Source organism: Novosphingobium sp. UBA1939 (assembly GCF_002336885.1).
Lineage (GTDB): Bacteria > Pseudomonadota > Alphaproteobacteria > Sphingomonadales > Sphingomonadaceae > Novosphingobium.
The window spans coordinates 1-11741 of sequence record NZ_DDFB01000036.1 but is presented as its reverse complement, the minus strand read 5'-3'; the positions used below and the strand labels follow the sequence as shown (position 1 = coordinate 11741).

9 protein-coding genes are annotated in these 11741 nt (G+C 68.4%); 4 read left to right on the top strand and 5 right to left on the bottom strand.

Annotation, left to right across the window (positions count from 1 at the left end; genetic code table 11):
- Positions 1–558, top strand: a 558-nt coding sequence (locus tag B3547_RS05875) for a sensor histidine kinase (RefSeq protein ID WP_292961143.1), incomplete at its 5' end; no start/stop codon positions are given.
- A gap of 33 nt (positions 559–591) precedes the next feature.
- Positions 592–1338 (top strand): LytR/AlgR family response regulator transcription factor, encoded by a 747-nt coding sequence (locus B3547_RS05870; protein WP_125954329.1) that lies wholly within the window; start codon positions 592–594, stop codon positions 1336–1338.
- A 19-nt stretch (positions 1339–1357) separates the two neighbouring features.
- On the opposite strand, the gene B3547_RS05865 is transcribed toward B3547_RS05870, so the two are convergent.
- From B3547_RS05865 to polA, 4 genes are all read right to left on the bottom strand, one after another.
- Complete coding sequence (locus B3547_RS05865) at positions 1358–1627, bottom strand: hypothetical protein (protein WP_292961140.1); 270 nt, start codon at positions 1625–1627, stop codon at positions 1358–1360.
- Between the two features lie 111 nt (positions 1628–1738).
- Complete coding sequence (locus tag B3547_RS05860) at positions 1739–3178, bottom strand: YifB family Mg chelatase-like AAA ATPase (RefSeq protein ID WP_292961138.1); 1440 nt, start codon at positions 3176–3178, stop codon at positions 1739–1741.
- 135 nt (positions 3179–3313) lie between these two features.
- On the bottom strand, positions 3314–5458 hold the full coding sequence (locus B3547_RS05855) for a putative bifunctional diguanylate cyclase/phosphodiesterase (protein ID WP_292961136.1): 2145 nt from the start codon (positions 5456–5458) through the stop codon (positions 3314–3316).
- A gap of 99 nt (positions 5459–5557) precedes the next feature.
- Positions 5558–8437 (bottom strand): DNA polymerase I, encoded by a 2880-nt coding sequence (gene polA / locus B3547_RS05850; protein WP_292961132.1) that lies wholly within the window; start codon positions 8435–8437, stop codon positions 5558–5560.
- 281 nt (positions 8438–8718) lie between these two features.
- On the opposite strand from polA, the gene B3547_RS05845 reads away from it, so the two are divergent.
- Entirely contained in the window at positions 8719–8916 is a 198-nt protein-coding gene (locus B3547_RS05845) for a hypothetical protein (RefSeq protein ID WP_124810120.1), read from the top strand.
- A 324-nt stretch (positions 8917–9240) separates the two neighbouring features.
- Here B3547_RS05845 and B3547_RS05840 read toward each other — a convergent pair whose 3' ends face one another.
- A complete protein-coding gene (locus tag B3547_RS05840) occupies positions 9241–10206 on the bottom strand; it encodes a serine hydrolase (RefSeq protein WP_125954325.1) in 966 nt (321 codons plus the stop codon).
- Positions 10207–10435: 229 nt separating this feature from the next.
- Here B3547_RS05840 and B3547_RS05835 point away from each other — a divergent pair.
- Positions 10436–11741: phosphotransferase (locus B3547_RS05835; RefSeq protein ID WP_292961126.1), on the top strand; the 1306-nt coding region annotated here is incomplete at its 3' end.

Genomic DNA, 11741 nt, shown 5'->3' with positions numbered 1-11741 from the left:
CCGCATTTCCTGTTCAACACGCTCAATTCGCTGTCCGCGCTGGTCATGACAGGGCGCGGCGAACAGGCCGAACGGATGATCCAGACGATCTCCAGCTTCTACCGCCACAGCCTGGCCGCCGATCCCACGTCGGACGTGCCGCTGGCCGACGAGATCGCGCTGCAGCGCCACTACCTCGAAATCGAGGCGGTGCGCTTTCCCGACCGGCTGCGTACCGAATTCGACGTGCCGGAAAACCTTGCCCAAGCCTGCGTGCCCGGCATGATCCTGCAGCCGCTGGTCGAAAACTCCATCAAATATGCCGTCTCCGCCACCACGCGGCCGGTCACCATCCGCATCAGCGCGCGCGAGGCCGACGGGCTGCTGGTGCTGACCGTGGCCGACGACGGGCCGGGCAAGGCCAGCGGAAACGGTGGCACCGGCATTGGCCTTGCCAACGTGCGCAACCGGCTGGCCGCGCGCTTCGGCGATTTCGCGCATGTCGATAGCGGCCCCCTGCCGGCGGGGGGCTATGCCACGGTGCTCACCATCCCCCGCGTGGACGGCGGGAACTGCTGAACGGGCATGGAAGAACAGACGGGAGGAAACGGTATGCGAACGCTGATCGTGGACGACGAGCCGCTGGCGGTGGAACGGATGCAGATCCTCTGTTCGCGCCTGCCCGCGATCACCGTGGTCGGCACCGCCAGCGATGGCGCGGCGGCACTGCGGCTGGTCGAGGCACTAGCGCCCGACCTGATCCTGCTCGACATGACGATGCCCGAAGTGGACGGCCTTTCGGTGGCGCGCCAGCTTTCCGGCCAGGCGCAGCGGCCGGCGGTGATCTTCGTGACCGCGCACGATCACTTCGCCGTGGAAGCCTTCGACCTCGATGCGGTGGACTATGTGCTGAAACCTGTGGCGCAGGACCGGCTGGAACGCGCGATCGAGCGCGCGCTGGCCCGGATCGCCAATGGAGCCGCCACCCCCACCACGGAACCATCGGCCGCCGCGCCGTCCAAGGGTGACTGGATCGAGGAATTCTGGGTGCCGCACCGCTCCGAACTGGTCCGCGTCGCCGCCGCCGACATCGAGCGCATCGATGCCGAGCGCGACTATGTGCGGCTGCACGTGGGGCCACGCAGCTACCTGATGCTGCACACGATCCAGGGCCTGGAAAACCGGCTCGATCCCGATCGCTTCATCCGCCTGCACCGCTCGACGATCGTGCGACGGGACCGGATCAACGGGTTGCGGCACGATGGCCTTGGCGTCTGGTCGGCGGAACTGGCGGATGGCACGCCGCTCCGGATCGGACGCACCTATCTGGCCAAGGCCAAGGCGATGGCGGGGCGCTGATCCCCGGCGTCCGGGATTCTCAGCGTTTCGCTTCCGGCACATGCCGGCCCTTGCAAATCTCGCAGCGGCGCCAGCAGGTGACGCCCGGCATGGCATCGGCGGGCTTCAATCCCGGTACCGGGCGCAGCCCTTCGAGGATCCATGGCGCCACGCCCTCGGGCGCGGCCTTGCTGTGGCAGAGCAGGCAGGTCTTGCGGTAGGTTTCGCGGGTGAGGCCCGAATGGTCCTCCTGCGCGCCGACGGGGCCGGACCACAGGGCGAGCGGCGCGATCGCCAGAGCCACCATCATCGATGCCCGAATACCGCTCCGCCGCAATCCGCGCATCCCGCCGCTCCTCCGCACAATCGCCAGCGAGAGGAGAGTTGCCGCAAATTCGGACGATCGTCCAGCTTCAAGACGTCACGCGCGCGGCGCCATGCGGCGATAACTGAGCGCTTCGGCGACGTGGACGCGGCCGACCGTCTCCGAGCCGCCGAGATCGGCGATCGTGCGCGCCACACGCAGCATCCGGGTATAGCCCCGCGCCGACAGCCGCATCGCTTCCGCCGCCTGCAACAGCAGCCTGCGGCCCGGCTCGTCCGGGGTGGCGTGGCAATCGAGCAACTCGCCATCGAGCTCGGCATTATTGCGCCGCCCGCTGCCCGCCAGCCGCGCCGTCTGGATCGCGCGCGCGGCCGCCACACGGGCGGCCACCTCGTCCGATCCTTCCGCCGGCGGCGGCAAGGCGAGATCGGCCGCGGACACCGGATCGACCTCGACATGCAGGTCGATCCGGTCGAGCAGCGGGCCGGACACCTTGGACTGGTAGTCCGCCGCGCATTTCGGCGCGCGGCTGCACCCGAGCGCCGGATCGCCGAGATGGCCGCAGCGGCACGGGTTCATCGCCGCGACCAGCTGGACGCGCGCGGGGAAGGTGACATGGGCATTGGCCCGCGCCACCGAGACTTCGCCCGCTTCCAGCGGCTGGCGCAGCGAATCGAGCACCGCGCGCTGGAATTCGGGCAGTTCGTCAAGGAACAGCACGCCCAGGTGCGCCAGGCTGACCTCGCCCGGCCGCACGCGCAGGCCCCCGCCGGTCAGGGCCGCCATCGAGGCGGAATGGTGGGGGCAGCGGAACGGGCGCGCGCGGCTGATCCGCCCGTCCTCCAGCAGCCCGGCGACCGAAGCGACCATCGAGACTTCCAGCGCCTCGGCCGGCGTCAGTTCGGGCAGGATGCCGGGCAGGCACGATGCCATCAGCGATTTGCCCGCGCCCGGCGGGCCGATCATCAGCAGGTTGTGCCCGCCTGCCGCCGCGATCTCCAGCGCGCGCTTGGCGGTTTCCTGGCCTTTCACCTGCCGCAGGTCTGCCATGCGGCGCGGCGGATCGGCCTCGCCCGGCGTAGGCGGGGGCAAGCGCTGCGTGCCTTTCAGGTGGTTGAGGAGCGAGACGAGGTTTGGCGCGGCGATCACGTCGATCCCGCTGGCCCAGCGCGCCTCGGTGCCTTGCGCGGCGGGGCAGATCAGGCCCTTGTCCGCCCCGCTGGCATGAAGCGCCGCCAGAAGTACTCCGGGGCTGGCGATGATCCGCCCGTCCAGCGCCAGTTCGCCCACGGCCAGATAGTCCGCGATCTGTTCGCGATCGACCACGCCCATCGCCGCCAGCAGCGCCAGCGCGACCGGCANNGCCAGCCCCAATGCGGCGAGCGCGGACTGCACCCGCTCGCGGCTTTCGCCCACCGCCTTGTCGGGCAGGCCGACCAGCCGGAACGCGGGCAGGCCCGGCGCGATCTGGCACTGGACTTCCACCGCGCGGGCGTCCAGCCCCAGATAGGCCACTGTCGAAACCAGCGCGACCATCGGTCCCCCGTCGCTTCCCAACGGCACCGCGTGGCCGGGCGGGAAGCATTGCGGAGCGCCATGGCGATGCCAAGACGCCAGCGGCCGACACCGCCAAATCGGACCCAGTTGTGCCTGTCCGCCCCGTCGGGTGGGTCAGCCCGCGTCTTTCGCGATCGCGCGCGTCATGCCCAGTTCGTTCGCGGGCCGCGCCCGGCCGATCAGGTAGCCCTGCCCCTGCGCGCATCCTTCGCCGCGCAGGTAATCCAGCACCGTTTCCTCCTCGATGCCTTCGGCGGTGACGGTCAGGCCCAGGCTGTGGCCCAGACCGATGATCGCGCGCACCACCGCCTGCGAATTGGGCTCCTGATGCAAGTCACGCACGAAGGACTTGTCGATCTTGATCTTGGTGAAGGGGTAGCTCAGCAGATAGCTGAGCGAGCTGTAGCCGGTCCCGAAATCGTCCATCGATATGCCCACGCCCAGCGCGCGGATCGATGCGATCATGCCGGAAACCTGCGGCCCCTTTTCCATCAGGACGGCTTCGGTGATTTCCAGCTCCAGCCGCCGCGGGTCCATGCCCGCCGACGACAGCGCCTGCACCACGATGCCCAGCAGGTTGGGCGAACGGAACTGGATGGGCGAGACATTGACCGCCAGCTTGACGTGCGCGGGCCACATCATCGCCTCGCGGCAGGCACTCTGCAGCACGAACTGGCCGACCACGTCGATCAGGCCGATTTCCTCGGCCAGGCCGATGAACGCGTCGGGCATCACCATGCCGCGCACGGGGTGGTGCCAGCGCACCAGCGCCTCGTAGCATTCGACCTCGCCGGTCGCGAGATCGATCAGCGGCTGATAGTGGACCGCCAGTTCGCCCAGCCGGATCGCCTTGCGGAAATCGGCCTCCAGCAAGCTCTTTTCCTGCGCGGCGACGTCCATGTCGCGCACGAAGCGGCGCATCGTGCCGCGCCGGTCGGCCTTGGCGGCATAGAGGGCCAGATCGGCGTAGCGCAGCAGCGTTTCCGGGTTGGCGGTATCGTCGGGTGCCGATGCCATGCCGATCGTGGCGCCGATATGCAGCGAACAGCCGCTGACGCTGAAAGTCTCCTTCATCGCGGTGATGATCGCCTTGGCGACGTAATCGACCGTCGTGCGCGACTGCCTTTCGAAGATCACCGCGAATTCGTCGCCGCCGATCCGGCACAGCAGGCCATCGTCGGGCACCAGGCTGGCCATGCGCCGCGCCGCCTCCGCCAACAGAGCATCGCCGACGAGATGGCCGAACGTGTCGTTGATCGGCTTGAAGTGATCGAGATCGATCAGCGCGACGGTCACCGACCGGCCGTTCTGGCGCACCCCGGTCAGCAGATCGCGCAGCCGCTCGCGGCAGTGCGCGCGGTTGGCAAGGCCGGTCAGCTCGTCATGCCGCGCCATGTGCGCGATGCGTGCCTCCACCTTGCGCCGCTCGGTCACGTCGAAGACCGAGGCGATCGTGGCCAGCCGGCCATCGAGCATCGACTGCCGCGTGAACAGGACCGATTCGAGTTCCTGCCCGTCCTTGCGCAGCTGACGCCAGAAGCGATCCTTCTGCGATCCGGTCGTCGCCAGCAGGCGCTGCGCCTCGCTCCATTCCTCGGCCGCGAACAGGCGTTCCGCCGGCAGCCGCGCCAGTTCGGCAAGGTCATAGCCGAAATGGTCGGCGGCGGCGGCGTTGGCCGAAACGATCGCGTCCTCCGCCGGATCATAGACCAGCAGCGGCACCGGATTGCTTTCGAACAGCAGGCGAAACGATTCCTCGCGCTGCTTCATCTCGGTGATGTCCACGCGCAGGCCGATGGTGCCGCCATCGCTGGTCTTGCGCTCCTCGATCATGATGCAGCGGCCGTCGGACAGCCATTGTTCGTGGCGATCGGCCGCGTGTTCCAGCCGGTCGAGCCGATCGGCCAGCCATTCCTCCTCGCGCCCGTGCGCTTCGGGATAGTCGCCCCGGGCAATGCCTTCGCGCAGCGTGTCGACCAGCCGCGCCCCGCGCCGGAACAGGTCGGCAGACCGGTGATAGATGCGCGCGTATTCCTCGTTCCAGTGGATGTAGCGCCCTTCGGCATCGAGAAAGACGATGCCCTGCGGAAGCGCGTCCAGCGCCTCGCGGAACCGCTGCTCGGCCTGTCGCGCGGCTTCCTCGGCGGCGGCAACGGCGCGGGTGGCATCAAGCAGGAGGCCGGCTTCCCAAACCTCCTGTCCGCCACCCTCGTCGCCGTCACCCCAGTCGTTTGCCGGGAAACCACCCATCGCGTCCATTCGCCGCCCCTTCGGCCCGTTGCGCCCGGAGCAGGAAAATAGTCCGAAGTGGTTAATTATTTTCGCATTGCAACAAGCACTTGCAGACCGTTACCGCGATCAGTGCGCCGCGCCCCAACTGGCGCCGGTGCCGATCTCGACGCCCAGCGGAACCGAAAGTTTTACAGCGGGTTCCGCAGCGCCCGCCATGACCCGCTCGATCACCGGCTTGGCCGCCTCGACATCGCCTTCCGGCACCTCGAACACCAGTTCGTCGTGCACCTGCAGCAGCATACGGACGCCACCTAGCCCAGCCTCCTCCAGCGCGGGCATCATGCGCGCCATGGCCCGCTTGATGATGTCGGCGCTGGTGCCCTGGATCGGCGCGTTGATCGCCGCGCGCTCGCTACCCTGCCGCTCGGCCTGGTTCTTGGAATTGATGCGCGGGAACCAGGTCTTGCGGCCGAACAGGGTTTCCGAATAGCCGCGCTCGCGCACGCTCTCCAGCGTCTCGTGGATATAGCGCTGGATGCCGGGGAAGCGCTCGAAATAGCGATCGATCATCGCCTGCGCCTCTTCGGCCGAGGTGCCGAGCCGGCCGGCCAGGCCCCACCGGCTGATGCCATAGAGAATCGCGAAGTTGATCGTCTTGGCGCGCCCGCGCGTGTCGCGGTCGACATGGCCGAACATCTCGGTCGCGGTGCGCGCGTGGATGTCCTCGCCCGCCGCGAACGCTTCGCGGAGCGCCGGCACGTCGGCGATGTGCGCGGCCAGCCGCAGTTCGATCTGCGAATAGTCGGCCGCCAGCAGCACATTGCCCGGCTCTGCCACGAACGCCTCGCGGATCTGGCGGCCGATCTCGGTGCGGATCGGGATGTTCTGGAGATTCGGCTCGTTCGACGAGAGCCGTCCGGTCTGCGCGCCGACCAGGCTGTAGCTGGTGTGGACGCGGCCGGTCACCGGATTGATCGCGGCCTGCAGCGCTTCGGTGTAGGTCGACTTGAGCTTGGACAGCTGGCGCCATTCGAGCACCAGCGTCGCCACTTCGGCGCCCTGCGCGGCCAGCCCTTCCAGCACGGACTGGTCGGTCGAATACTGCCCGGTCTTGCCCTTCTTGCCGCCCTTGTAGCCCAGCCGGTCGAACAGCACCTCGCCAAGCTGCTTGGGGCTGCCGATCGTGAACGGGCCTCCCGCCTTGGCGTGAATCACGGTTTCCAGTTCGGCGATGCGGGCGGCAAACTCGGCTGAAAGCGCGGCCAGCCGCTCGCGGTCGACGCGGATACCGTTGCGCTCCATCATCGCCACCACCGGAATCAGCGGCCGGTCCACGCGCTGATAGATGCGCGTGCCGCCCTCGTCGGACAGGCGAGGCTGGAACAGGCGGTGGAGCCGCCAGGTGACGTCCGCGTCTTCCGCGGCATAGCGCGTGGCATCGGCCAGCGGCACTTCGGAAAACGAGATCGCCTTCTTGCCGGTGCCGCACAGGTCCTTGAACTTCATCGTGGCGTGGCCGAGGTGCCTTTCCGACAACTCGTCCATGCCGTGCCCGGCCAGGCCGGTTTCGCTGCGCCCGGCATCGAGGCAGAAGCTCATCACCATGGTATCGTCGATCGGCGCGACCGCGATGCCGCCGACCGCTTCTCCGGCCGCTTCCCCCGCGCGCGCGAGGATGGTGAGGTCGTACTTGATGTTCTGGCCCACTTTCAGCACCGCGTCGCTTTCCAGCAGCGGCTTGAGCGCGGCCAGCGCCGCGTTCCGGTCCACCTGCACCGGCTTTTCCGCGAACATGTCGGTGCCGCCATGGCCCAGCGGAATATAGCAGGCATCGTTGGGGCCAAGCGCCAGGCTCACCCCCACCAGATCCGCCGCCATCGCATCGAGCGCGCTGGTCTCGGTGTCGATCGCCACCACGCGCGCCTCGAACGCGCGGGCGATCCATTGCTCCAGCTCGCCAATCGACTGGACGCAGGCATAGCGGCCCAGATCGGGCGCGGGCCATTCGGGCAGCGGCTGCCGGTTCGCGCTTTCAGGCTGCACCGGCGCCACGCCTCCGGCCCCCGCGCCGTCGCCGGTCGTCGGCGCGGCGGACACGGGGGCCAGCGCGCCCACGCCCAGCTTGCGCAACAGGCTGGTGAAACCGTGTTCGCCCAGGAACGCCGCCAGCGGATCGGGCGGGATCGCGCCCAGCGTGAAATCGTCGAGCGGCAGCGGCAGGTCGCAATCTTCCTTCAGCGCCACCAGTTCGCGCGAGAGCCGCGCCATCGGCGCCTGTTCGATCAGGCTTTCCCGCAGCTTGCCCGCCTTCATCGCCGGCGCGGCGGCCAGCGCGGATTCGAGATCGCCATGCTCCTGGATCAGCTTCGACGCGGTCTTGGGGCCGATGCCGCGAATGCCGGGCACGTTGTCCACCGCATCCCCCATCAGCGCGAGAACGTCGCCCACCTTCTCCGGCGGCACGCCGAATTTCTCGATCACTTCGGGCACGTCGATCCGCTGGTTCTTCATCGTGTCCAGCATGTCGATCCGCGCGCCGTTGGCGGCGGTGCCGACCAGCTGCATCAGGTCCTTGTCGGACGAAACGATCGTCACGTCCCACCCGCGCGCGGCCGCGGCGCGGGCATAGGACGCGATCAGGTCGTCCGCTTCCAGCCCGGCTTCCTCGATGCAGGGCAGGCTGAACGCGCGCGTGGCATCGCGGATCAGCGGGAACTGCGGCACCAGATCCTCGGGCGGGGGCGGGCGGTTGGCCTTGTAGGCCTCGTACAGATCATTGCGGAACGAGATCGAGCCCTTGTCGAGAATCACGCCCAGGTGGGTCGGCCCGTCCGCCTTGTGGAGATCATCGGCCAGCTTCCACAGCATCGTGGTGTAGCCATAGACCGCGCCCACCGGCACGCCCTGCGGGTTGGTGAGCGGGGGCAGGCGGTGATAGGCGCGGAAGATGTAGGCCGAGCCATCGACCAGATAGAGATGCTGCCGGGAACTGTTGGTGCCGTCCATCGCGGCGGTGTACCCGCTTGCGCGGCGGAACGGAAGGTGCAGGAGGCCGGTTGCGGAGGGAACGGCTCGCCGCTTGTACAGGGCGGACTATCGCACCCGCTACCGACGAAAAAAGCCTTCCTCCTCCGCGCGATGCACGGTGAAAGGCATTTCATGTTCGTCTTATGCTTGCAAGGGAATGAATTGCCGATTAATTGAGGTCCCGAAGTCTACCCCACGAGTAGGCTTTGCGGCGGGCTGCTTGCCCGGCGCGGTTCACTTCAATCCAGGGATTGTAACGCATGCGCAAGCTCATCCTCGCCGCTGTCGCCGGCACCGCTTTCACCCTCGCCGGCTGCGGCGAAAAGGCTCCGGAAGCTACCGAAGCCGCCACCGAAGCCGCTGTTGAATCGTCGGACGTCGCTGCTGACGCCTCGGCTGAAGCCAGCGCTCCGGCTGCTGACGCCTCGGCTGAAGCGAGCGAAGCCGCGAAGATGTAATCCCCGCCCGCAAGGGCAGGATACAGATAGAGGGGCGTGGCCTTGCGGCCGCGCCCCTTTCTCTTTGGCGATCTGAATCGCGCGCGGACGCGGAGCATGAACAACCCACCCCGCTGCGACTAACGCCGCCTGCGGCAGCGCAAGTCTCGCTCCCCCTCCCGCGACCGGCTGCCCCTTATTCTCCCCTCTCGCTCGCGGGAGGGGCTGCCCCTTATTCTCCCCTCCCGCTCGCGGGAGGGGCTGGGGGTGGGCAGCAAACGCCATGACCGCCAACAAAAAAGGCGCCGCTTGCGCGACGCCTCCCTTGTTTCGCGGTGCGATGCCTCAGCGGCGCGCGACTTCCTGCAGCGAACGGCCCAGCGGCTGGCTATAGCCATCGTACAGAACGCGCGCGACCTGCGCGATCAACGCCGAGTGCGGCCCGTGGCCTTCCGGCCCCGCCACGAACACCACCATGGCAAGGTGGCGCCCATCGGGCAGCCGCACGATGCCGACGTCGTCGGTCACGCCGGCCAGCGTGCCGGTCTTGTGCGCCACCAGCGTCCCTTCGGGGAGGCCAGCGCGAATGCGGTTGCGGCCGGTGCTGGTGCGCGTCATCGTATCGAGCAGAACCGCGCGGCTTTCGGGATTGAGCGCACCACCGCGGTCGATCGCGGCCAGCAGCGCCAGCATGGCGCGCGGTGTGCTGCTGGTGCGGGTATCGATCACCGTCGCCGGGTTGACCTTGCCATCGTCGCGCACCAGCGTCGCCATCGTGTGGTCGAGCCGCTGGCCGACGATACCCTTGCGCGTCAACCACTGGTTGACCGGGGCGATGCCGCCGATCGCGGCGATGATCCCGTCGGTCGCCTGGTTGTTGCTGCGCGTAATCATGAGTTCCATGAGTTCCTGCGCGGTCATCACCGGCCCGGCGCGCACCGGAGCGATGGGGCTGCGCGCGCCGGCGCGTTCGGCCACCGACAGCATCATCGGGAAACGCTGATCGAGGCGGAAACGCCCCTGCTCCACGCCTTCGAGGAACGTGGCCGCCACCGCGATCTTGGCGGTGCTGGCCATGGGGAACGGCATGTCGCCATTGAGGAATATCTGCCCGCCACCATCGAGGTCCATCGCGGCCACGCCGATCCGGCCCCGGCTTTGCGAGGCGATCGCGGCGATCTGCTGCTGGATGATGATGTCACGCTGATCCTGCAGCGTGACGGGCGGACGTGACTGGACCGCCGGCGTGGCGCCCAGCGCCGGCAAGGCAAGCGCAGCGGCGGCCAGAAGCTTGGTGAAGCGACTCTTCATGTGACCGTTATGACCCCGACCCGATTTACCCATCGTTACTGGAATCTAACTTATTGCAAATGTTAGGCGAAGATCGTTTCAAAACGGTCCGTCGCCTCTCTCGCCCGGCTGGTCGGCGTTTGGCGCGGCAAAACGGCAATAGTTGGCAATCAGCGGTTCCCGCTGGACTTTAATCGATCGATTAAGATAATGCTCCCGTCCGGCACGAACCGGACGATGGAGAGGGCGAATGGCAGGCACGGGTTCCGACGATGAAGCCGGAAGCGCCGCGGCCGATTTCGTCGCGCGGCTCGGGGCCGTCATGGCGCGGGCGGGGCTGGCCGGCACGATCGTTTCACCGCAACGCCTGTCGGGCGGCGCCAATATGGAAAGCTGGCTGTTCGGCTGTGCGGGGCCGCAGGGCGAAGGACGATTCGTGCTGCGACGCGCGCCTTCGGCGGAATGGCTCGCCACGCGCGCGCTTCACATGGACGGAGAGGCCGCGCTGGTCCGCCATGCCCATGCCGGCGGTGTGCCCGCGCCGGAAATCGTCGCCGAGCTGACACCGGAAGACGGTTTCGGCATCGGCTTCATCATGCGCTGCCTGCCCGGCACCGCCAGCCCGCCGGACATTCTCGCCCAGGCGGCGGACGGGTTGATAGAAGAGATCGCGGGTGCGCTGGCCGCGATTCACCGGCTCGATACCGCGCCGCTTGGCTTCCTGCCCCGGCTCGATCCGGCCGAAGGCGTGGAAGGACTGGCCGCGCAGTTCGAAGAAGCCGGCGGCGACCGCCCGGTGATCGCGCTCGGCCTTGCCTGGCTGCGCGCCAACCTTCCGCCGCCATGCCCGCCGCGCGTGGTCCACGGCGATCTGCGGCTGGGCAATATCCTGGTCGATCAGGGCCACCTCTCCGGGGTGCTGGACTGGGAGCTGGCGCATCTGGGCGACAGCCACGAGGACCTTGCCTATGGCTGCATGACGGTGTGGCGCTTCGGCCGGCTCGACCGCCCCGCCTTCGGCCTGGCCGCGCTGGAGCACTATTTCGCCGCCTACCGCGCCGCCGGTGGGGAAAGCGTCGATCCCGTGCGCTTCCGCTTCTGGCTGGTCTATCGCACCGTGTGGTGGGCGCTCGGCTGCATGGCGATGGCGCAATCCTGGCGCGCGCGCACCGACCGTTCGCTGGAGCGTGTCGTCATATCACGCCGCACCAGCGAGCAGGAGCTCGACTTGCTGCTGCTGCTCGAAGAAGGCGCGCCCGAAGCCGAACGCGCGCGCGCGCTGCCACCTCCCCCTCCGCCCGCCGCCGGTTCCGCCGGCGAGGCAAGCGCGGCCGAAATCCTCACCGCGATTTCCGAATGGCTGGGCGAAGCAGTCAAGCCCAGGCTGGACGGGCGCGACCGGTTCGATCTGGCCGTCGCGCGCAACGCGCTGGGCATCGTCCAGCGCGAACTGGCCGGTCGCCCCGATCCGGCGGACCGCGCGCTGGCCGACGATGTGCTGGCCGGACGCGCAACGCTCGCCACGCCGGGGCTGCTCGCGCGCCTGCGCCGCGCCG

Excerpts from the sequence above, each read along its gene's own strand:
- B3547_RS05840 (WP_125954325.1), bottom strand. The coding sequence starts at position 10,206 with ATGAAGAGTCGCTTCACCAAGCTTCTGGCCGCCGCTGCGCTTGCCTTG.
- polA (WP_292961132.1), bottom strand. The coding sequence starts at position 8,437 with ATGGACGGCACCAACAGTTCCCGGCAGCATCTCTATCTGGTCGATGGC.
- B3547_RS05855 (WP_292961136.1), bottom strand. The coding sequence starts at position 5,458 with ATGGACGCGATGGGTGGTTTCCCGGCAAACGACTGGGGTGACGGCGAC.
- B3547_RS05870 (WP_125954329.1), top strand. The coding sequence starts at position 592 with ATGCGAACGCTGATCGTGGACGACGAGCCGCTGGCGGTGGAACGGATG.
- B3547_RS05865 (WP_292961140.1), bottom strand. The coding sequence starts at position 1,627 with ATGATGGTGGCTCTGGCGATCGCGCCGCTCGCCCTGTGGTCCGGCCCC.
- B3547_RS05845 (WP_124810120.1), top strand. The coding sequence starts at position 8,719 with ATGCGCAAGCTCATCCTCGCCGCTGTCGCCGGCACCGCTTTCACCCTC.